This is a genomic window from Mesorhizobium sp. B2-1-8, from assembly GCF_006442545.2.
In the GTDB taxonomy this organism is placed as follows: Bacteria; Pseudomonadota; Alphaproteobacteria; order Rhizobiales; family Rhizobiaceae; genus Mesorhizobium.
Genome location: NZ_CP083952.1, coordinates 1796220 through 1815511, shown reverse-complemented (window position 1 = coordinate 1815511; position 19292 = coordinate 1796220). Strand labels below are relative to the sequence as shown.

At 64.0% G+C, this 19292-nt stretch carries 22 protein-coding genes; 14 read left to right on the top strand and 8 right to left on the bottom strand.

Annotated elements, in window-relative coordinates; all coding sequences use genetic code 11:
• Nucleotides 1-12: 12 nt before the first annotated feature.
• From cdd to deoA, 3 genes are all read left to right on the top strand, one after another.
• Nucleotides 13-405: a cytidine deaminase gene (gene cdd / locus FJ970_RS08950; RefSeq protein ID WP_140756220.1), complete on the top strand. Its 393-nt coding sequence runs from the start codon at nucleotides 13-15 to the stop codon at nucleotides 403-405.
• A gap of 64 nt (nucleotides 406-469) precedes the next feature.
• Nucleotides 470-1279, top strand: coding sequence for a purine-nucleoside phosphorylase (locus FJ970_RS08945; RefSeq protein WP_140756222.1), 810 nt, complete (start codon nucleotides 470-472; stop codon nucleotides 1277-1279).
• The gene (gene deoA / locus FJ970_RS08940; RefSeq protein WP_140756224.1) at nucleotides 1279-2598 is read left to right on the top strand and encodes a thymidine phosphorylase; all 1320 of its coding nucleotides are present in this window, start codon (nucleotides 1279-1281) and stop codon (nucleotides 2596-2598) included. The genes FJ970_RS08945 and deoA overlap by 1 nt, the downstream gene beginning before the upstream one ends.
• A gap of 7 nt (nucleotides 2599-2605) precedes the next feature.
• Here deoA and FJ970_RS08935 read toward each other — a convergent pair whose 3' ends face one another.
• The 3 genes from FJ970_RS08935 to FJ970_RS08925 form a co-directional block, all read right to left on the bottom strand.
• Nucleotides 2606-3169 (bottom strand): TIGR02281 family clan AA aspartic protease, encoded by a 564-nt coding sequence (locus FJ970_RS08935; RefSeq protein WP_140756226.1) that lies wholly within the window; start codon nucleotides 3167-3169, stop codon nucleotides 2606-2608.
• Between the two features lie 121 nt (nucleotides 3170-3290).
• Nucleotides 3291-3920: a uracil phosphoribosyltransferase gene (gene upp / locus FJ970_RS08930; RefSeq protein ID WP_015315749.1), complete on the bottom strand. Its 630-nt coding sequence runs from the start codon at nucleotides 3918-3920 to the stop codon at nucleotides 3291-3293.
• Nucleotides 3921-4065: 145 nt separating this feature from the next.
• Nucleotides 4066-5040 carry an adenosine deaminase gene (locus FJ970_RS08925; RefSeq protein ID WP_140756227.1) on the bottom strand — a complete coding sequence of 325 codons (975 nt, stop codon included), beginning with the start codon at nucleotides 5038-5040 and terminating at the stop codon, nucleotides 4066-4068.
• Nucleotides 5041-5177: 137 nt separating this feature from the next.
• Between FJ970_RS08925 and ubiE the strand changes: the two genes are divergently transcribed.
• The 3 genes from ubiE to coaBC all read left to right on the top strand — a co-directional run bounded on the left by ubiE (nucleotide 5178) and on the right by coaBC (nucleotide 9164).
• A complete protein-coding gene (ubiE, locus tag FJ970_RS08920; RefSeq protein ID WP_140756228.1) occupies nucleotides 5178-5954 on the top strand; it encodes a bifunctional demethylmenaquinone methyltransferase/2-methoxy-6-polyprenyl-1,4-benzoquinol methylase UbiE in 777 nt (258 codons plus the stop codon).
• A 70-nt stretch (nucleotides 5955-6024) separates the two neighbouring features.
• Nucleotides 6025-7599: a 2-polyprenylphenol 6-hydroxylase gene (gene ubiB, locus FJ970_RS08915; RefSeq protein ID WP_140756229.1), complete on the top strand. Its 1575-nt coding sequence runs from the start codon at nucleotides 6025-6027 to the stop codon at nucleotides 7597-7599.
• Between the two features lie 92 nt (nucleotides 7600-7691).
• The gene (gene coaBC / locus FJ970_RS08910) at nucleotides 7692-9164 is read left to right on the top strand and encodes a bifunctional phosphopantothenoylcysteine decarboxylase/phosphopantothenate--cysteine ligase CoaBC (protein ID WP_210243029.1); all 1473 of its coding nucleotides are present in this window, start codon (nucleotides 7692-7694) and stop codon (nucleotides 9162-9164) included.
• 153 nt (nucleotides 9165-9317) lie between these two features.
• Here the strand turns inward: coaBC and FJ970_RS08905 are convergent, their stop codons facing one another.
• Both FJ970_RS08905 and FJ970_RS08900 read right to left on the bottom strand, forming a co-directional pair.
• Nucleotides 9318-9899, bottom strand: coding sequence for an invasion associated locus B family protein (locus FJ970_RS08905; protein WP_140756230.1), 582 nt, complete (start codon nucleotides 9897-9899; stop codon nucleotides 9318-9320).
• A gap of 36 nt (nucleotides 9900-9935) precedes the next feature.
• Complete coding sequence (locus FJ970_RS08900; protein WP_227792055.1) at nucleotides 9936-10346, bottom strand: hypothetical protein; 411 nt, start codon at nucleotides 10344-10346, stop codon at nucleotides 9936-9938.
• A gap of 200 nt (nucleotides 10347-10546) precedes the next feature.
• Here FJ970_RS08900 and FJ970_RS08895 point away from each other — a divergent pair, with 200 nt between their 5' ends.
• Together FJ970_RS08895 and FJ970_RS08890 are read left to right on the top strand one after the other, a co-directional pair.
• A complete protein-coding gene (locus FJ970_RS08895; RefSeq protein WP_140756231.1) occupies nucleotides 10547-10849 on the top strand; it encodes a hypothetical protein in 303 nt (100 codons plus the stop codon).
• 128 nt (nucleotides 10850-10977) lie between these two features.
• A complete protein-coding gene (locus FJ970_RS08890; RefSeq protein WP_140756233.1) occupies nucleotides 10978-11454 on the top strand; it encodes an NUDIX hydrolase in 477 nt (158 codons plus the stop codon).
• A 196-nt stretch (nucleotides 11455-11650) separates the two neighbouring features.
• Here FJ970_RS08890 and FJ970_RS08885 read toward each other — a convergent pair whose 3' ends face one another.
• The gene (locus FJ970_RS08885) at nucleotides 11651-12190 is read right to left on the bottom strand and encodes a GNAT family N-acetyltransferase (protein ID WP_140756490.1); all 540 of its coding nucleotides are present in this window, start codon (nucleotides 12188-12190) and stop codon (nucleotides 11651-11653) included.
• 230 nt (nucleotides 12191-12420) lie between these two features.
• Here FJ970_RS08885 and FJ970_RS08880 point away from each other — a divergent pair, with 230 nt between their 5' ends.
• Nucleotides 12421-12876, top strand: coding sequence for a DUF2214 family protein (locus FJ970_RS08880; RefSeq protein WP_140756235.1), 456 nt, complete (start codon nucleotides 12421-12423; stop codon nucleotides 12874-12876).
• Here the strand turns inward: FJ970_RS08880 and nth are convergent.
• The gene (gene nth, locus FJ970_RS08875; protein ID WP_140756237.1) at nucleotides 12864-13676 is read right to left on the bottom strand and encodes an endonuclease III; all 813 of its coding nucleotides are present in this window, start codon (nucleotides 13674-13676) and stop codon (nucleotides 12864-12866) included. The two genes, FJ970_RS08880 and nth, sit on opposite strands and share 13 nt — an antisense overlap.
• A gap of 22 nt (nucleotides 13677-13698) precedes the next feature.
• Here nth and FJ970_RS08870 point away from each other — a divergent pair, with 22 nt between their 5' ends.
• On the top strand, nucleotides 13699-14193 hold the full coding sequence (locus FJ970_RS08870; protein WP_140756239.1) for a DUF2244 domain-containing protein: 495 nt from the start codon (nucleotides 13699-13701) through the stop codon (nucleotides 14191-14193).
• A gap of 35 nt (nucleotides 14194-14228) precedes the next feature.
• On the opposite strand, the gene FJ970_RS08865 is transcribed toward FJ970_RS08870, so the two are convergent.
• The gene (locus tag FJ970_RS08865; protein ID WP_140756241.1) at nucleotides 14229-15044 is read right to left on the bottom strand and encodes a class I SAM-dependent methyltransferase; all 816 of its coding nucleotides are present in this window, start codon (nucleotides 15042-15044) and stop codon (nucleotides 14229-14231) included.
• Between the two features lie 115 nt (nucleotides 15045-15159).
• Here FJ970_RS08865 and FJ970_RS08860 point away from each other — a divergent pair, with 115 nt between their 5' ends.
• The 4 genes from FJ970_RS08860 (at nucleotide 15160) to FJ970_RS08845 (ending at nucleotide 19263) form a co-directional block, all read left to right on the top strand.
• Entirely contained in the window at nucleotides 15160-16038 is an 879-nt protein-coding gene (locus FJ970_RS08860) for a methylated-DNA--[protein]-cysteine S-methyltransferase (protein ID WP_140756243.1), read from the top strand.
• Between the two features lie 166 nt (nucleotides 16039-16204).
• Nucleotides 16205-17110 (top strand): ribokinase, encoded by a 906-nt coding sequence (locus FJ970_RS08855; RefSeq protein ID WP_140756245.1) that lies wholly within the window; start codon nucleotides 16205-16207, stop codon nucleotides 17108-17110.
• Nucleotide 17111: 1 nt separating this feature from the next.
• The gene (locus FJ970_RS08850; protein WP_140756247.1) at nucleotides 17112-18554 is read left to right on the top strand and encodes an amidase; all 1443 of its coding nucleotides are present in this window, start codon (nucleotides 17112-17114) and stop codon (nucleotides 18552-18554) included.
• Nucleotides 18555-18648: 94 nt separating this feature from the next.
• Entirely contained in the window at nucleotides 18649-19263 is a 615-nt protein-coding gene (locus FJ970_RS08845; RefSeq protein WP_140756249.1) for a LysE family translocator, read from the top strand.
• Nucleotides 19264-19292: the final 29 nt, after the last annotated feature.

The window sequence follows — 19292 nt, the reverse complement described above, 5'->3', positions numbered from 1 at the left end:
GAGAATAACTGAATGTCGCATGATCTGTTCGAAGCGGCCAAGGCCGCCATGGCCAAGGCCTATGCGCCCTACTCGAATTTCCCGGTGGGTGCCGCTTTGCGCACCGAGGACGGACGCGTCTTCACCGGCGCCAACATCGAGGTCGCCTCGTATCCGGAGGGCTGGTGCGCCGAGACCACCGCGCTTGGCCACTACATCATGGGCGGCGGCGGCAAGATCGTGGAAATCGCCGTCCTTGCCGAACGCATGGCCAAATGTTCGCCTTGCGGCGGCTGCCGCCAGCGGCTGGCCGAATTCTGCCGTCCGGAAACCAAACTCTATCTCTGCGACGCCTCGGGCGTCGCCGAGACCGTGACCATGGGCGACATGCTGCCCTATGGTTTTCGCGGTGACCTTCTCAAATGAAAAGCTGGCTCAAATGAAAAGCTGGCTCAAATGAAAAGCTGGCTCAAATGAAGCGTAGGCCGAGATGACGGAAAAGGCGCTGGACCATCTTATCGAAAGGCTGGACGGCCTGGCGCCGTCGACCGCGCTGGTGCTGGGTTCGGGCTTGGGAGGCCTGGTCGACCGGATCGAGAATCCGATCCGCGTCTCCTATGCCGACCTGCCCGGCTTTCCCATGAGCGGCGTCAGCGGCCATGCCGGCGAAGTGGTGGCCGGGCTGTTTGCCGGCGTTCCGGTGCTGATGCTGTCCGGCCGCGCCCACTACTACGAGCATGGTAACGCCGCGGCGATGCGTCCGGTGCTCGAAGTGCTTGCCGGCATCGGCATCACGAAACTGATCCTCACCAACGCAGCCGGCTCGGTCGATCCGGATATGCCGCCGGGCTCGGTGATGCTGCTCACCGACCACATCAACTTCTCCGGCACCAATCCGCTGATCGGCGAGCCGAGCGACCGCCGTTTCGTCGGCCTCACCGAAGCTTATGATGCCGGCATCCGCGACGCGATCGAACGCGCGGCCAAGGCGACCGGCACAGCGCTGCACAAGGGCGTCTATATGTGGTTCTCGGGCCCCTGCTTCGAGACCCCGGCCGAAATCCGCATGGCGCGCGTCATGGGCGCCAACGCCGTCGGCATGTCGACCGTGCCGGAAGTCATTCTCGCCCGTTTCCTCGGCCTGCGCGTCGCCGCCTGCTCGGTCATCACCAACCTGGCCGCCGGCATGACCGGAGCCGAGCTTTCGCACCAGGAAACCAAGGACATGGCGCCGGTTGGCGGATCGCGGCTGGCAACAGTGCTGCAGCGCGTGTTTCGTGACGGGCTGCTGGAGAGCTGATGCTTCCACAGGAAATCATCCGCCACAAGCGCGACGGCCATAGGCTGGCGTCTCACGAGATCGCCGCCTTCATCGACGGCGTGACGTCGGGCGCCGTGACCGACGGCCAGGTCGCGGCCTTCGCCATGGCGGTGTTCTTCAACGGCATGAACCGCGATGAGGCCGTGGCGATGACGCTTGCCATGCGCGATTCCGGCGACGTGCTCGACTGGTCGGATTTGCCGGGCCCCGTCACAGACAAGCATTCGACGGGCGGTGTCGGCGACAATGTCTCGCTGATGCTGGCGCCGATCGTCGCCGCCTGCGGTGCCTATGTGCCGATGATCTCGGGCCGAGGTCTCGGCCATACCGGCGGCACGCTGGACAAGATGGACTCCATTCCCGGCTACACCAGCCAGCCCGACATCGCGCTGTTCCGCAAGGCGGTGCTGGAAACAGGCTGCGCCATCATCGGCCAGACCGCCGATCTGGCACCTGCCGATCGCCGGCTCTACGCCATCCGCGACGTCACCGGAACCGTGGAATCGGTGCCGCTGATCACCGCATCGATCCTGTCGAAGAAGCTCGCGGCAGGCCTGCAATCGCTGGTGCTCGACGTCAAGGTCGGCAATGGCGCCTTCATGGAGAAATCCCGTGATGCGACCGCGCTCGCCAACAGCCTGGTCGAGGTCGCCGGCGGCGCCGGACTGAAGGTCTCGGCGCTGATCACCGGCATGAACGAACCGCTGGCCTCGGCCGCCGGCAATGCGGTCGAGGTGCGCAATGCCGTCGATTTCCTGACCGGCCGCTTGCGCGACCGGCGGCTGGAGGACGTGACGCTGGCGCTTGCCGCCGAAATGCTGCAGTCGGCGGGGCTGGTATCGTCCAACCAGGACGGCATGCGCCGCGCCACCGAGACGCTCGCCAGCGGCCGCGCCGCCGCCACGTTCGCGCGCATGGTGACAGTGCTTGGCGGCCCCGCGGATTTCATCGAAAAGCCGGAAAAATACCTGCCCGAGGCGGCAACGGAATTCGCGATCAAGGCGACGACGGACGGCTTCGTTACCGGCATAGCCACCCGCGACATCGGCCTCGCGGTGGTCGGGCTGGGCGGCGGGCGCGCACGGCCCGACGACAAGGTCGACCCCGCGGTCGGCATCACCAGGTTGCTGCCCATAGGCGCGGAAGTAAGCGCCGGAGATGCGCTGGCGCTGATCCACGCCCGCTCACAATCCGATGCCGAGGCGGCCGCCGCGACCGTGCTTTCAGCCTATGCGATCGGTGCTTCGAAGCCGGCCGCCGACAAGTCTGTCATCCGGCGGATTCTGCCGCGCGGCTGAGTGGACACTACTGAACCAATAGCAATGTGCCGTTCTCGGCCTGGTATTTGCCGAGCCGACTGAGGAAGCTCATGCCGATCAGGTTGGTGCGCAGTGCCTTGTCGTCGAGCACGATCGCCTGCACACTGTCGACGCTGATGCTGCCGATCTGCAGGCGGTCGATCATCACCACGGCTGCCTTGATGGTGCCGTTGGCGGTGTTGACCTCGTGGCTGAAATCGGCGGGATTGAGCGACAGCCCGATCCGGCGCGCCGTCGACGTATTGACCGCCACCAGCGTCGCGCCGGTGTCGATCATGCCGTCGATCTGACGGCCGTTGAGCTTGAAGGTGGACGAGAAGTGTCCACGCCCGTCCGCCGCGACCACGACCTTGCGGCCGGTCGGCAGCGGCGCCACCGGCTTGTCGGGAACGGACGCCAGGCTGACCTCGGGTTGCGTCTCGGCCCCAGGCTTGGTTGTCACCGCCGATTTCAGCAGGTTTTCGAATATTCGCGGATTCGACTGGTAGACAACCGGGATCGATGCCGACGCACCGGCAAAGACGCTGAGGATAAGAAGCTTGCGCAGCATGGATCGGCCTTTGTGATGGCCGATCCTTTTTAGCCCCGTATGGTGTTCGCCGCTTTAATGCGCGTCGAAACCGCGTCTTTGCGTAAACATTTGGTAAATCACACCAGCATTTTGCCTGATGTTACTTCGTCCCGTACATGCGATCGCCGGCGTCGCCAAGGCCAGGCATGATGTAGCCCTTCTCATTAAGCTGGCGGTCGATGGACGCGGTGAAGACCGGAACATCCGGATGCGCCTTGGTGAAGCGCTCGATACCTTCGGGCGCCGCCAGCAGGCACAGGAAGCGGATATTGGTGGCGCCGCGCTCTTTCAATTTGTCGATCGCCGCGATCGCCGAATTGGCGGTCGCCAGCATCGGGTCGACGACGATCACCAGCCGGTCGGCGAGGTCGCTCGGCGCCTTGAAGAAATACTCGACAGCCTCCAGCGTTTCATGGTCGCGGTAGAGGCCGACATGGGCCACGCGGGCCGCCGGCACCAGGTCGAGCAAGCCTTCGAGCAAGCCGTTGCCGGCGCGCAGCACCGAGGCGAAGACCAGCTTCTTGCCCTCCAGCGTCGGAGCCTCCATCGTCTCCATAGGCGTTTCGATCGTTGTCGTCGTCAGCTCGAGATTGCGGGTCACCTCATAGCCGAGCAGCAGCGAAATCTCGCGCAGCAGGCGCCGGAAGCCGGCCGTCGAGGTCTCCTTCTTGCGCATGATAGTCAGCTTGTGCTGGACAAGCGGATGGTCGACGACGGTGACGCCCTTCATGATGTTCTCCTGATGCATGTCGCCCGAAACCGCGCCTGGATCCCTTCGGACGTGCCGCGCTTCAAGCTGCTTGGGAGAACCCTAGCGATATTGGACCGGCCAAGGAACCGCTTGGCCCGCACCGACCACAGCTTTGTCGGAAGAATCAGCGAGCGGCGCTGTTCAGCCGGACAAGAAGCGCCGCTTTGGTCTTGCGGTCGACGAAAGCCGCCTCGATCGCCGTCCTAGTGACCGCGACGAGCGCTTTCTCGCTCATCGCGAAATGCTCCGCCGCAATGTCGTACTCCCGCTTCAGCGAGGTCCAAAAATAAGGCGGGTCGTCGGAGTTGAGTGTCACCTTGCAGCCGGCCGCCTGCAGGGCCGGAAACGGATGATCGGCGAAACTGTCGAACACCTTGAGCGCGATGTTGGAACCGGGGCAGCACTCCAGCACGACGCCCTCGTCGGCGATGCGTCGGACAAGGTCCGGGTTTTCGATGGCGCGCACACCATGGCCGATGCGCGACGGGCGAATATGGTCGAGTGCCGCCTGGACAGTCTGCCAGCCCGTCAGTTCGCCGGCATGGACGGTGATGCCGAGCCCGGCCTCGCGCGCGATCTCGAAAGCCCTGACATAGTCTTCCATGTCGCCTATGCGCTCGTCGCCGGCGACGCCGAAACCGGTGACCAGCGGGTGCCCGCAACGTGCCGCGAAGCGTGCCGCCCGTTCGATCGATTCGACGCCGACATGGCGGACACCGGTGACGATCATGCGTCCCTCGATGCCGGTCTTGGCCTTGGCGCGCAGCATGCCTTCGCCGAGCGCGTCGGTGTAAGCCTTGGGTGACAGCCCGGCTTTCGTCGCGTGGTCCGGCGAGGTGAACACCTCGGAGTAGATTGCCCCGTCGCGTGCCAGGCTGGTCAGATAATGGTCGGCCAGCCGCGCATAATCCTCCTCGGTCCGGAACAGGTCGGCGGAAAAGTCGTAAGCCGCGAGAAAGGAGGTGAAATCGTGCCAGACGAAGGACCCGTTCTGGATGTAGGGCGAGGTATCCTTGCCGTATTTCTGCGCCTGGCGGATGACGAGATCGGGCGCCGCTGCCCCTTCGATGTGGCAGTGCAGTTCCGCTTTCAGAGGCATTCAAACATCCCGTCTGTCAGTCCAGGTCTCGAAAACCCACCACCTAGAAGCGCGGCTGAACACCGCGCCTTAAACAATAGCGCCCGCACCATCGATCGGCTATGGTCCCGCCGGTTTTATGACGGATCAAAAAAAAAATGTCAGTTGAGAGAACCACGGCCGCCGGCGGCATGGAAACCTCCTATGGTTTCAAGCGTGTAGGGGAAGGCCAGAAGCAATCCCTGGTCAACGATGTTTTCCACAAGGTCGCCAATCGCTACGACCTGATGAACGACCTGATGTCTGGCGGCCTGCACCGGCTGTGGAAGGATGCCATGGTCGCCTGGCTCAATCCGCCAAAGCGGGCAGGCTGGCGTGTGCTCGATGTTGCCGGTGGCACCGGCGACATCGCCTTCCACATCGTCGCTGCCAGCCATGGCCATGCCCATGCCACCGTGCTCGACATCAACGGCTCGATGCTCGCCGTCGGCCGCGACCGGGCTGAAAAGAAGGGCCTGTCCGGCAACACCGATTTCGTCGAGGCCAACGCCGAGGAACTGCCCTTCGCTGACGCCAGCTTCGACGCCTACACCATCGCGTTCGGCATTCGCAACGTCCCGCATATCGACGTGGCCCTGGGCGAGGCGTTCCGCGTGCTGAAACCCGGCGGCCGCTTCCTGTGCCTGGAGTTTTCCGAGGTCGAGATGCCGTTGCTCGACAAGGTCTACGAAGCCTGGTCGTTCAATGCCATTCCCAGGATCGGCAAGTTGGTCACGGGCGACGGCGAGCCCTATTCCTATCTGGTCGAATCGATCGCGAAATTCCCCAATCAGCAAAACTTCGCGGCGATGATTTCCCGCGCCGGCTTCGACCGCGTCTCCTTCCGCAACTATTCAGGCGGCATAGCGGCCCTGCATTCGGGCTGGAAGCTTTGACGCCGTCGCCCATCTCCAACACGCGACGTGCCTTGCGCCAGTTCGATGAACCGGTGGGGCGGACGCGGCCATGAGCACCGTCAGCGCGGGATTCCGGCTCGTACGGGCCGGTTGGGTGCTGGTGCGCGAGGGCGTCGTCGCGGCCTTGCCCGGCGAGGAACTGTCCGGCCTGCCGAAACTCGGCTGGCGGCTGGCGCGGCTGTTCACCCGCCGCCGCGCGCTCGCCTATGAGCGCAGCGATCGGCTGGCCAAGGCAGTGGTCCGGCTCGGCCCATCCTACGTCAAGCTTGGCCAGTTCCTGGCGACGCGGCCCGACGTCGTCGGCAACGACATGGCGCTCGATCTCGCCATGCTGCAGGACAAGATGCACACATTTCCGAAGGCCGAAGCGATCGCGGCCGTCGAGGCCTCGCTCGGCCGCAAGGTGGGCGATCTCTACGCGCGGTTCGGCGATCCCGTCGCGGCTGCCTCCATCGCCCAGGTGCATACCGCCGACACCATGCATGATGGCGTGACCACCCAGGTGGCGGTGAAAGTGATCCGGCCGGGCGTTCGCCGCCGCTTCTTCCACGATCTCGAAAGCTATTTTCTCGCCGCCCGCCTGCAGGAGAAATACATCCCTTCCTCGCGCCGGCTGCGGCCGGTCGAGGTGACCGAGACGCTGGCCCAGACCACGAAGATCGAGATGGACCTGCGCCTTGAGGCGGCGGCACTCTCCGAACTCGGCGAGAACACCAGGGAAGACCCTGGCTTTCGCGTCCCTTCGGTGGACTGGGAACGCACCGGCCGCGACGTGCTGACCATGGAATGGGTCGATGGTGTCAAGATGAACGACATCGCCAGCCTGCAAAGCGCCGGCCATGACCTGAAGGCGATCGCCGCCAATCTCATCCAGTCCTTCCTGCGCCATACGCTGCGCGATGGCTTCTTCCACGCCGACATGCATCCGGGCAATTTGTTCGTCGAGGCAAACGGCACCATCGTCGCCGTGGATCTCGGCATTGCCGGACGCCTCGGCAAGAAGGAGCGCCGCTTCCTCGCCGAGATCCTCTACGGCTTCATCACACGCGACTATCTGCGCGTCGCAGAGGTGCATTTCGAAGCCGGCTATGTGCCGCGCCAGCACAATGTCTCTGCCTTCGCGCAGGCGATCCGTGCCATCGGCGAGCCGATCCACGGCCAGCCCGCCGAAACCATTTCGATGGCCAAGCTTCTGACGTTGCTGTTCGAGGTGACCGAACTGTTCGACATGGCGACGCGGCCTGAACTCATCCTGCTGCAGAAGACGATGGTGGTTGTCGAGGGCGTGGCGCGCACGCTCGATCCGGCCTTCAACATGTGGAAGACAGCCGAGCCGGTGGTCAGTGGCTGGATAGCCGGGAATCTCGGGCCGCGCGGCTTGCTGACCGACGCGCGCGACGGCGGCAAGGCGATGCTGGCGCTGATCCGCCAGGCGCCGGAACTCGCGCTCCGTACGGAACGGCTGTCGCGAGAGATCGACCTGATGGCCGAGCACGGCCTGCGCTTCGATGAGGCGACCGCCCGCGCCATAGGTAAGGCCGAGGCGCGCTACAGCCGTTCCGGCCGTGTGGCGTTGTGGGTGATCGCGCTGACGCTGGTCTATATCGCCTGGAAGATATTTTAGGCCCTGCCTTCGAGGCGAGGCCCGCGGCTTGCGGCAATTTGATTGCATTGCTATCATCGCTATCAGGCAGGATTGGGGTGGAGTGCAATCATATGGCCAGCATCACGATCCGCAACCTGGATGATGAGGTCAAGGAACTGCTGCGCCGGCTCGCGGCGGAAAACGATCGTTCCATGGAAGAACAGGCGCGGGTGATGATCCGGGCCGCTGTCGACGGTCAGATCGGCCCGGTCGGCCGTCTCGACCAGATAGAGAAAGCCCTCCGCGAACTGGCCGGTTCGCAAGGCGCCCCGACCCCGGCGTCAGCCTTGGCAGGCAACAGCTTGCTCCTAGGCTCACTTTCCAACAGACGCATCCTGCTCATCATCGGCGGCGGCATCGCCGCCTACAAGGCGCTCGACCTGATCCGCCGGTTGCGCGAGCGTGGCGCGGCGGTGCGGGTGGTCATGACGTCGGCGGCGCAGGAATTCGTGACGACGCTGTCGGTCGGGGCGCTTTCCGCCGACCATGTCTTCACCGACCTGTTCGACCGCGACGATGAACACGATGTCGGCCACATCAGGCTGTCGCGCGAGGCGGACCTCCTGGTGGTGGCGCCCGCCACCGCCGACCTGATGGCCAAGCTCGCCAATGGCCATGCCAACGATCTGGCCTCGACCGTGCTCATCGCCACCGACAAGCCGGTGCTGATGGTCCCGGCGATGAACCCGAAGATGTGGTCGCATCCCGCCACCCGCCGCAACCGCGCGACGTTGAGCAAGGACGGCATCGCCTTCGTCGGCCCCGCCAAGGGTGAAATGGCCGAGAGCAACGAGGCCGGCGAAGGCCGCATGGCCGAACCGCTCGAGATCGTCGCCGCGGTAGAGGCGCTGCTCGATGCCGGCCCCAAGCCGCTGGCGGGGCGCAAGATCATCGTCACGTCAGGCCCGACGCACGAGCCGATCGATCCCGTGCGCTATATCGCCAACCGGTCTTCCGGCAAGCAGGGCCACGCCATTGCCGCGGCACTGGCAAGGCTTGGCGCCGATGTCCGCCTTGTCTCGGGTCCCGTGAGCATTGCCGACCCAGCCGGTGTGAAAACCATCCATGTCGAGCGAGCGCAGGAAATGCGCGACGTAGTGGAACGCCTTCTGCCCGCCGACGCTGCGGTATTCGTCGCCGCCGTTGCCGACTGGCGCACCGAGAATTCAGCCGGTGAGAAGATCAAGAAGGTCGCGGGCGAAGGCCCGCCGGTGCTGCGCATGCTCGAAAACCCCGACATCATGGCGGGCGTTGGCCACCACGAGCAGCGACCCGGCCTGGTCGTCGGCTTTGCAGCCGAGACGCAGGATCTCTTGCGCAACGCCGAGGCCAAGCTCGCGAAGAAAGGTGCCGATCTCATCGTCGCCAACGATGTGTCGCAGGCCAGCGGCATCGGTCCTTCAGGCGTGATGGGCGGCGATCGCAATCGGGTGCGGATCGTGTCGAAGTCCGGCGTCGAGGAATGGCCTGAAATGACCAAGGACGAAGTGGCGGCGCGACTCGCCGCGCTCATCGCCGAGCGGTTGAAGACGATCGTTGTCTGACAAGTGTTGGCGGAAGCCGCCAACACCCCGTCGCCCGCGGTGAGCTAGAAGAATTCCAGGAAAGTGCGTAGCGGTTTTCCGTCCGGAATTGCGTGAAAACAAATAGTTAGAGCGGTCCAGCGATTCTATCAAACGCTGAACCGCTCTAAGCCGTCAGTTGGCCAAAAGCTCCGCCGTGCGGGCAAGCGCCCCGCCGAAGCCGTTGAGCGGAATGGAAAAGCTTACGACTTGCCCGGTATCGGCCGCGAACGCGTCGATCTTCAGCGTGGTGCCGTTCTTCAGCAGCGGCGTGACATTGGCGTCGAACGCCACCGGCACCAGGCAGCCGACCACCTGGCAGGTGTTGAATGGAAGGCTGCCGTCGAGCTTCTGGTCGTCTATGGTCAGCGCGACACCCTTGGCAAGCGCCAGGCCGAACGGCAGGGCAAGGGTTCCGCTCGCATCCTCGCCGGTCTTGCTCGACAGTTCGATCGCCAGCAGTCGCTGGTTGCTTTGCTTGTTGAATTGCTGATGCGACAGGCTGCAGACCTTGTTCGTGCCCGATATCTGGCAATTGACCGTCCAGTCGCCATGGGTTTCGGACAAGGCCGATGCACCGCCGGGCAGCTGCGGCGCGGCGACTGCGGCGGGCGGTGTTGCCGCCACCTTGTCGCTCTTGGTTTGCGCCGCCATGGCCGGCAGGCCGGCGATACAGGCAGCACCCAGCACTGCTGCGAAATACGCGTATTTCCTCATCAAGATCTCTCTCGCCCGGCCCGGCCCTGAGCCAGCCTAGAAACTGACCTTGAGAGACGCGCTGACTGCATTCTGTTTGACCGTTTCCCCGAAGGCGCCATTATACCTGACGGACATGCCGACACCATTGACGCCATTCAACTGGAGGCCGGCGCCGACCCGATAGAGCGGCGAATCGATCGCTTCCGTCAAGTGCAATGCCGGGTTGCCGGGCAGATTCTCCGCAGCCGCAAAGCGGCCTTCGATCTCCCACTGCTTGGTGGAAAACTCCACCCCGGCCTTTTCATAGAAGCGAAGACTGGCAATATCGCTGAGTGCGATGTCGGTTCCGATTTCGAGCGCCGGCGTCGCCGCATAGAAGGTGTCTGCCGATCCATCGAAGTTGAAACCGGCAACCGACCCTTCTTCCTTTCCGGAAACACGCAGCCAGCGCGCGTCGAACTGCAAGGTCGGCTGCAGGTAGAACGCGCCCATCTGTTGCGTGAAGCCAAGCCTTGCACGCACCTGTCAGCGCCAGGGCGTCGCGATCTGGTTGTTGAGGTCCACGTCGCGGTTGGAGTGAGGGCGGTCAACATTCCCGCCATGGCATCGCCGGACAAACACCCTATATATCTGGTGTGATGAGATTTTTTTGCAGGAATGAGCGGATGTACACGCGTCGTTCGCCGATGATTTTCGTACTGGCAATGCTGGCTGGTGCCGCCGGCATTACGTCGCCCGCTTCCGCGCAGGTGCTCAATCCAGCCGTCAGAAACAATATGCTCATCCAGCAGGATGATCTGCAAGCCTTGCAGAACCGGATTCAGCGGCAGCAATTTCAGCAGCAGCAACAGCAATATCGTGCCCAGGATCGCGTCATCGTCCAGCAGCCTCCGCCTGTCGTTCCGCAGGTCAGGCCGAGCTGCCAGATGCAGATAATCGGCAATACCGCCGTCAGCACCTGCCGCTGACAGCCGGGCAACCTTCTTTTATTTAGCCGACTTACATGATAGGGCACTTTGGGTGCCCCTGCGGTAGTTTGGATTTTGCAAAGGCGTCGCATCACGCTAAGGGGCATTACAGCGACTGGATTGTTGAGATGGCAGCCACCAAGAAAAAGGCCGTACGCCAGGCCGAGAATGGCCAAAGGATCCGCCAGGTGGCGGCGATTCCCTTTCGGCTGAACACTCACGGTGACATCGAGGTGATGCTGGTCACATCGAGAACGACGAGACGCTTCATCGTGCCCAAGGGGTGGCCTATGAAAGGCAAGAACGGGCGCAAGGCAGCCACCATCGAGGCGCTGGAAGAAGCCGGCGTGGTTGGCAAGACGCTGAAGCAGCCGGCGGGCACGTATTCCTACTGGAAACGCTTGGCCAACCGCTTTGTCCGCGTCGACGTCGTCGTGTTTCTGCTGGAAGTGACGGAAGAGCTTGCCGACTGGCAGGAAGCCAAACGGCGGCAGCGGGCTTGGCTGGCGCCGGCCGACGCCGCGATGCTCATCGACGAGCCCGATCTCGCGACGCTGGTGAACACCTTGAAGCTTCCCGGACCTGCGCCGCTCGAGCAGGCATAAGCCCGTCGATGCGGCTTTCCTGCAACGTGTGAAAGCGCCCGAGCCTCGCGGCGGAGACTCTGTCTTAGCTCCCGCGGCTCTTGAAAAGGGCCGCTAAATTTCGAAGTCCTCGTTCAGGCGCTGGTCGCCAGCCCGAGCCTCCATACGCTTTCGGCGGTTCGCGCCTATGTCGGCGGCGAAAGGGGCTAGAACTGCCTCAGGACAGCCGCTCCAGCAGGATTGTCGGGGCGTCGTGATAGACGGTTCGCACCGCTTCCCGGTAGCCGCATTTCGTTGCGACGTTCAAGGAGGCGGTGTTCTCGGGATCGATGATGCAGACGGTTCTGACAGACCCGAACGTCTCTTCGCCCCATGCCAGGACGCGGCCGACGACCTCCGAGGCAAGACCCGCCCCGTGCGCGGCCGCCGCCAGCGCCCATCCGGCCTCCGGAATGCCTTCAATCGACGGCTGCATCTCACGCTTCAGATCATGAAAACCGGCTTCACCGATAAAATGGCCGGTGGCCTTTTCTTCGATGGCCCAGAATCCGTAGCCCAGCAGCGACCACAGGCCTGCGTGACGCAGGAAGCGCATCCAGCTTTCTTCGCGTGTGCGGGGCTTGCCGCCGATGAAACGGGTGACGACCGGATCAGCCCACATCGCGGCATAGGCATCGAAATCACCGAGCCGGTGTGCCCGCAGAATGGTTCGCGGCGTCTCGATGACCGGAGCGATGGTCGCTTGCGTCGTGTTCATTGCATTTTGCCTCGCGTTACGGCCTGCGGTTAGCAAATCGCCGGCGCGGTGCAAGAGCCAGGGAACCAGGAACCGTCATCCAGGACAAAGCCGCAACGTCCGGCAGCCTTGATGACATCCGGGCCGCGCTATGGGATTTTCGCGCGGCGGTGTTATTTTCGACATGGGCTGATTCAGCGCGTCCCATTCATTCAGGCGCCGGCCGGTGCCGCCGATCCAAGGAAAACCGCATGGACACCACCGACCTCATGCTCGCCATCCTCCACCATGTGCTGGTGTTCTCGCTGGCCGGGATCATCGGCGCCGAATTCGTGCTGATCCGTGGCGATATGCCGGCCGCCACGCTCAAGCGGCTCGCCGGCATCGACCGCCACTACGGCATCATCGCCGCGCTCATCATCATCGTCGGCATCGGCCGTGTCGTCTGGGGCCTCAAGGGTTGGGAGTTCTACGTCCACAACTGGGTGTTCTGGGCCAAGATGGCGGCGTTCGGCATCGTCGGCCTGCTGTCGATCGTCCCGACCGTCCGTTTCATTTCCTGGAACAGGCAGGCCAGCGCCAATCCTTCCTTCGGCGTGCCCTCGAGCGAACTGGCCTCGGTAAAGACCTTTATCCGCGCCGAGGCGTTCGTATTCCTGCTGATCCCGGTCTTCGCGGCGGCGATGGCGCGTGGCTACGGCACCTGATCGTCAGCGGCAACCGTTTCGAGCGGAGCGATCGGCACCAGCGGTGCCGGAATGCTGGTCGTCTTCACCTCCGCCTTGCAGATATCGGCGATGACGCAGGCCGGGCAATCCGGCTTGCGCGCCTTGCAGACATAGCGACCATGCAGGATCAGCCAGTGATGCGCGTGGCGCATATATTCGTCCGGGATGATCTCCAAAAGTCCCTGCTCGACCTGTTCCGGAGTCTTGCCGGGCGCCAGGCCAAGCCGGTTGCCGATGCGCAAGATGTGGGTGTCGACCGCCATCGTATGCTGGCCGAAGGCCATGTTGAGCACGACATTGGCGGTCTTGCGCCCGACACCAGGCAGCTTGACCAGCTCATCGCGGTCATCCGGCACCTCGCCGCCATGGTCGCGGATCAACGCCTCCGATAGTGCCATGACGTTCTTGGCCTTGTTGCGCCAGAGCCCGATGGTCCTGATGTAGTCGCCGACCTTGGCTTCACCCAGCGCCAGCATCTTTTGCGGCGTATCGGCGGTCTTGAACAAGGCACGCGTCGCCTTGTTGACGCCGGCATCGGTCGCTTGCGCCGACAGCACCACCGCAACCAGCAGCGTGAAGGCGTTGACGTGTTCGAGCTCGCCTTTCGGCTCCGGCCGCTGCACCGAAAAGCGCCGGAATATTTCATGCACTTCAGCCGGGCTGTAGCGCGAAGTCCGCCGCACGGGCCGTGGACGCGGCTTGGCGTTGGAGCCATCGCGCCGTCCGGGCGGCGGCTCTTTTTCGGACATGGATGATTCTTTGGACTTGGGGCGCGCCATTTCCCTCCTATAATAGTCTGTCATGAGCGATACAAACGCCTCGTTCCAGGCTGACGAGCCCTTCTTTCACGCATTGCTGACCCCACATCGGTCGCTGGGCAGGACGGGCTTCGTGATCCTGATGGGCGCGCTGCTCTTCGGCTGGCTGGTGACGGGTGCGTTTTTCCTGTCGCGTGGCGCCTGGCCGGTGTTCGGCTTCTTCGGCCTCGACGTGGTTGCAGTCTATATCGCCTTCCGCGTCAATTATCGGGCTGCCCGCGCCCGCGAGGAAGTGTCGGTCTCGCGCACCAGCCTCGACATCCGCAAGACGGCCCCCTCGGGAAAGTCGGAAGCGCATCGCTTCAATCCGTTCTGGGCACGGTTTTCGGTCGCCCGTCACGCCGAGATCGGCATCACCGGAATGACCGTGGAAGCACAGGGGCAGAACGTGCCGATCGGCGGCTTCCTCGACCCCGATTCCCGCGAGAGCTTTGCCACCGCCTTCTCGCGCGCGCTGGCGACCGCCAAGGCGCGCTAGAAGCAACTCCAGCAAAAGTGTGAAGCGGTTTTCCGTCAGAAGCGATAACGCAGCAGCCTGCCGATCTTGCGCAGCGCCGGAATGTACTTCCAAAGGCGGACGAACAGCTTGGCGGACCAGCCCATGCGAGCAGCGTGCTCAGGCTTATAGGCTGAGATATTCTCGACAAAGCGCAGCTTCGGAATCGCCCTTTCCAGCTCGTGCGGGTCGTCGATCGCCCAGTGGACCTCGGCGCCCGTCGCCTTGATGGTCGGGTTGAGCCGAAGCAGCATCAGCCCGAAACGGCTGTAGGCGTCGAACATCAGTTCGCCCCCGGCAAGATGCGAGACAAGCCGTGAAAGCAGGCGCAGCCCATCGTCCGCCGGGAGATAGGGCGTCAGCCCTTCCGCCACCACCATGGCCGGGCGGTTGCGGGGCACTTCAGCCAACCAGCCGGGCTCGGTCACCGACGAAGCGATGGGGTGGTAATGGTCGCGGAACGGGTAGAGCTTGCGCCTGAGTTCGATCACTTCGGGATAGTCGACATCGAACCAGTCCACCCCTGGTGGGGGATCGACCCGGAAGATGCGGGTATCAAGCCCGCAGCCCAGATGCAGCACGATGGCGTCAGGATTTCTGGCCAGGAAATCCTCGACACGGACGTCCAATGTCTTGGCCCGGATCGCCAGGCCGATGCCGAGATTCTCGTCGACCTTGAGCCTGGCGAAATCATAGTCGATCTTGCGCAGCGCCGCGTCGGCGAAATGATCCCCAAGCAGCGAATCCGGCATCCGGCTCTCCAGCGCCTTGCCGTAGAGCGTCATGAGCAAGGTCTCTTTTGCTCCCGTCAGATGTACTTTTTCGCCAGCCATGAGCGGCTCCCTGGCTCGAATCCCGAGTCTATCTGGACAAGTGCTGCAAGAAGGCAAGTTTCGGGTGGCGATCGGCGCCCCAAGGGGCGATATTCCAGCCCAAGGAGACAGGTCCATGAGCACACACACGGCAGTCCTCGAGAAGGACATCACGCCCGAAGGCAGCGACTACGAAATCGTGCGCCGCGCCATCGAGAAGATCAGCCTCGACTATCGCGAACAGCCATCGCTGGAGGAACTCGCCGCAGAGGTCGGCGAGACGCCGACCGGCTTGCAAAAACTCTTCACCCGCTGGGCCGGCCTGTCGCCCAAGGCCTTCCTGCAGGCGGTGACGCTGAACCATGCGCGCAAGCTGCTCGATTCCGGCATGCCGCTGCTCGAAACCTCATTCGAGCTGGGCATGTCCGGTCCCGGCCGGCTGCACGACCTGTTCGTCACCCATGAGGCGATGTCGCCGGGCGACTATAAGACGCGCGGCGCTGGCCTCACCATCCGCTACGGCTATCATCCCTCTCCCTTCGGCACCGCCCTGATCATGGCCACGGACCGCGGGCTTGCCGGCCTCGCCTTCTGCGACGCCGGCGAGGAGCGCGCCGCCTTCGCCGACATGTCCGGCCGCTGGCCCAACGCCCTCTATGTCGAGGACAGGGAAGCGACAGGCCCCTATGCCGCGCGCATCTTCGAGCCGACGCTGTGGCGCGCCGACCAGCCGCTGCACGTCGTCATGATCGGCACCGATTTCCAGGTCCGCGTCTGGGAAGCCTTGCTGCGGATCCCGATGGGCAAGGCCCGCACCTATTCCTCGATCGCCGCCAGCATCGGCGCGCCGAGCGCCAGCCGGGCGGTCGGCGCCGCCAACGGCGCCAACCCGCTCTCTTTCGTGGTGCCTTGTCACCGCGCCATCGGCAAATCGGGCGATCTCACCGGCTATCACTGGGGCCTGACCCGCAAGCGCGCCATCCTGGGCTGGGAGGCGGGGCAGATTTCATCTTGAAGGACACTGATGCGGCAACACCGGCGGATGCCTTCATCTACGGACAAACGATATCGCCCTGCTGACCTGCAAATGGCGCAGCACGTTGGCGCCTGCCATAACAGCATCCTCTGGAAAGCCATGATCTTACAGGATAGCTTCCGGCTCATTCAGCAGGAGGCATTTCTTGATTATCGTCATCGGCTCGATCAACCTCGACCTTATCGCCAATGTCGACCGCTTGCCGAGCCCCGGTGAGACGGTGAGCGGTTCCGGTTTCACGACGGCGCCCGGCGGCAAGGGCGCCAACCAGGCGCTCGCCGCCGCACGTGCCGGCGCTCAGGTGCGCATGGTCGGTGCCGTCGGCAAGGACACTTTCGCAGCCGAAGCGCTGGCGTTGCTGCGCGAGGCCAAGGTCGACCTGTCAGGCGTGGGAGAAACCTTTGCCTCGACCGGCACGGCGCTGATCATGGTCGGCGACGACGGCGAGAACATCATCGCCGTGGTTCCCGGCGCCAATGCTTCCGTGGTGCCCGGCGACCTCTCCAAGGCTTTTCTGAAAAAGGGCGACGTCGTGCTGCTGCAGCATGAGATTCCGCTCGCGACGATCGATGTGGCACTCGACCGGGCAAGGACGGCCGGCGCGGTCACGGTGCTCAACACGGCCCCGTTCCACGCCGAAGCGGCCGACTTCCTCGGCAAGGCTGACTACGTCGTCGCCAACGAGACCGAGTTCGACCTCTATGGTGAAGCGCTGGCTTTGAAGGGTCGCGATCGTGCGGCGCGCATGCGCGATTTTGCGGGGAAAACCGGACGCGCCATCGTCGTCACGCTTGGCGGCGAAGGCGTGATGGCGGCGACGCCGAGCGATTTCCTGACCGTTCCCGCGTTGAAGATCACGCCGGTCGACACGGTCGGGGCCGGCGACACTTTCTGCGGCTATTTCGCGGCCGGCCTGGCGTCGGGCTTCACGCTCGAACAGGCACTGGCGCGAGCCGGCGCCGCCGGCTCGCTGGCCTGCCTCAAGCCCGGCGCCCAGCCGGCGATCCCGCTGGCGAAAGACGTCGACCAGGCCTTGCAGGAAACCCGTTGAAATGATGCGCCCCCGCACCAGACATGCCGTACCCGCGGCCAGCGAGATCTGCCGCCTGTCGGCTGTCGAACTCGCCGACGCGATCCGCCGAAAGAAGCTCTCCGTACGCGAGGTGGTGACGGCGTTCCTCGATCGCATCGATGCGGTCAATCCGCAGGTCACCGCCATCGTCTCGTTGCGCGACCGCGTCGACATCCTGCGCGAGGCCGACGCCGCCGATGTCAGTCGGACGGACGGAACCGGCTCCCTTTTTGGCCTCCCCATCGCCATCAAGGACCTTGCCTCGACCACCGGCCTCAGGACCTCGTTCGGCTCGCCGATCTTCGCCGATTTCGTACCGCAAGAAGACGATTTCTTCGTCGAACGCATCCGCAAGGCCGGCGCCATCATCATCGGCAAGACCAACGTTCCCGAATTCGGGCTGGGCTCCAACACCTACAACAACGTGTTCGGACCGACGCTGAACGCTTTCGATCCGGCGCTCACCGCCGGCGGCTCGAGCGGCGGTGCGGCGGTGGCGCTGGCACTGGACATGGTGCCCATCGCCGACGGCAGCGATTTCGGCGGCTCGCTGCGCAACCCGGCGGCCTGGAACAATGTCTACGGCTTTCGGCCATCGCAGGGGCTCGTGCCCAGCGGTCCCGACTTGGAGGTCTTCCACGCGCAGATGGGCGTCGAGGGGCCGATGGGCCGCAACGTCGCCGACATGGCGCTGTTGCTCGACGTGCAGGCCGGTTACCATCCGCAGGCGCCCCTATCCTATGAGAAGCAAGGCTCCTTCCTCGAAGGACTCGCGGCGGCGGCCGGCGGCCGCATCGCCTGGCTCGGCGACCTCGGCGGCCATCTGCCGATTGAACCCGGCATCCTCGATCTGTGCGAGGCAGCACTCAACCGATTCGCGGATGCCTCCTTCCTGACGGAACCGCTGTTGCCGGATTTCGATTTCGAGGCACTCTGGCAGGCCTTCGTGACGCTGCGCCAGGCCAGCAGCGGCTGCGCCCTCAAAGTGCACTATGACGATCCTGCCAGGCGCGGCCTGCTGAAGCCGGAAGCCGTCTGGGAGGTGGAGAACGCCATGCGGCTGACGGCGCCGCAAATCCGCGCGGCCTCGGTCGTCCGCACCTCCTGGCACCGGGCGCTGCTGTCGATCTTCGACCGCTTCGACCTCATTGCGCTGCCGACCGCGCAGGTCTTTCCCTTCGAGGTCGGCATTCATTGGCCCCGCGAGGTCGCGGGCCAAGCGATGGATAGCTACCATCGCTGGATGCAGGTTTCAGCCTTTGCCACCTTGGGCGGTTGCCCGGCGGTCAATGTGCCGGTCGGCTTCGACGACAGGGGCCGACCCATGGGCATGCAGCTGATCGGCCGGCCACGCGGCGATCTCGCCGTACTGAAGGCCGCGGCCGCCTATGAGACGACGTTGCCCTGGCCGGCCGGCGCCTGAGCCAAGCTTGCCGCGCGCCGGCTTGCGTCGTCCTTGCCGCCATGCATTGATTGTCGTCTGACAGGCCGCGATAGCGGCATTACGAGGGATGGTCATGTCGCTGGAACTCTACGCCGCCTATGTTCTTGCCTGTGTCGTCATCATCCTGGTGCCCGGTCCGACGGTCACGCTGATCATCGCAAACAGCATCCGCCACGGAACTCGTGCCGGTCTCGCCAATGTCGCCGGCACGCAGGCCGGGCTCGCCGTCATGATCGCCATCGTCGGCATCGGCCTCAACACGCTGATCTCGGGCATGGGCCACTGGTTCGAGTGGGTCAGGTTGATCGGCGCCGCCTATCTGATCTGGATGGGCGTACAGATGTTCCGTTCCAAGGGCACGCTGAACGCCGACGGAACCGCCCGCAAACCACGCGGTGGCTTCTTCCTGCAGGGCCTGCTGGTGGCGCTCAGCAATCCCAAGACGCTGATCTTCTTCGGCGCCTTCTTCCCGCAGTTCATCGCGCCGCAGGGCAATTATTCGCTGCAGATCGTCGTCATGGGCCTGACCGCCATGATCTTCGCCGCCATGTCGGATTCGACCTACGCGCTCGCCGCCGGCCGCGCCGGTCGCCTGTTGTCGGCCGGCCGCGTCAAGCTCCTGTCGCGGATCAGCGGCAGCTTCATGGTCGGCGGCGGCCTGTGGCTGGCGTTCTCGAAGGCGAAGTAACCATGAAAGCGCCTTCTTCATAAATTTTT

Coding starts and splice junctions, on each gene's coding strand:
- FJ970_RS08870 (WP_140756239.1), top strand. CDS start 13,699: ATGAGCGATACAAACGCCTCGTTCCAGGCTGACGAGCCCTTCTTTCAC.
- FJ970_RS08845 (WP_140756249.1), top strand. CDS start 18,649: ATGTCGCTGGAACTCTACGCCGCCTATGTTCTTGCCTGTGTCGTCATC.
- nth (WP_140756237.1), bottom strand. CDS start 13,676: ATGGCGCGCCCCAAGTCCAAAGAATCATCCATGTCCGAAAAAGAGCCG.
- FJ970_RS08895 (WP_140756231.1), top strand. CDS start 10,547: ATGTACACGCGTCGTTCGCCGATGATTTTCGTACTGGCAATGCTGGCT.
- FJ970_RS08880 (WP_140756235.1), top strand. CDS start 12,421: ATGGACACCACCGACCTCATGCTCGCCATCCTCCACCATGTGCTGGTG.
- deoA (WP_140756224.1), top strand. CDS start 1,279: ATGCTTCCACAGGAAATCATCCGCCACAAGCGCGACGGCCATAGGCTG.
- FJ970_RS08925 (WP_140756227.1), bottom strand. CDS start 5,040: ATGCCTCTGAAAGCGGAACTGCACTGCCACATCGAAGGGGCAGCGGCG.
- FJ970_RS08890 (WP_140756233.1), top strand. CDS start 10,978: ATGGCAGCCACCAAGAAAAAGGCCGTACGCCAGGCCGAGAATGGCCAA.
- coaBC (WP_210243029.1), top strand. CDS start 7,692: ATGGCCAGCATCACGATCCGCAACCTGGATGATGAGGTCAAGGAACTG.
- upp (WP_015315749.1), bottom strand. CDS start 3,920: ATGAAGGGCGTCACCGTCGTCGACCATCCGCTTGTCCAGCACAAGCTG.
- ubiE (WP_140756228.1), top strand. CDS start 5,178: ATGTCAGTTGAGAGAACCACGGCCGCCGGCGGCATGGAAACCTCCTAT.
- FJ970_RS08905 (WP_140756230.1), bottom strand. CDS start 9,899: ATGAGGAAATACGCGTATTTCGCAGCAGTGCTGGGTGCTGCCTGTATC.
- cdd (WP_140756220.1), top strand. CDS start 13: ATGTCGCATGATCTGTTCGAAGCGGCCAAGGCCGCCATGGCCAAGGCC.
- FJ970_RS08860 (WP_140756243.1), top strand. CDS start 15,160: ATGAGCACACACACGGCAGTCCTCGAGAAGGACATCACGCCCGAAGGC.
- FJ970_RS08865 (WP_140756241.1), bottom strand. CDS start 15,044: ATGGCTGGCGAAAAAGTACATCTGACGGGAGCAAAAGAGACCTTGCTC.
- FJ970_RS08945 (WP_140756222.1), top strand. CDS start 470: ATGACGGAAAAGGCGCTGGACCATCTTATCGAAAGGCTGGACGGCCTG.
- FJ970_RS08935 (WP_140756226.1), bottom strand. CDS start 3,169: ATGCTGCGCAAGCTTCTTATCCTCAGCGTCTTTGCCGGTGCGTCGGCA.
- FJ970_RS08885 (WP_140756490.1), bottom strand. CDS start 12,190: ATGAACACGACGCAAGCGACCATCGCTCCGGTCATCGAGACGCCGCGA.
- FJ970_RS08850 (WP_140756247.1), top strand. CDS start 17,112: ATGATGCGCCCCCGCACCAGACATGCCGTACCCGCGGCCAGCGAGATC.
- ubiB (WP_140756229.1), top strand. CDS start 6,025: ATGAGCACCGTCAGCGCGGGATTCCGGCTCGTACGGGCCGGTTGGGTG.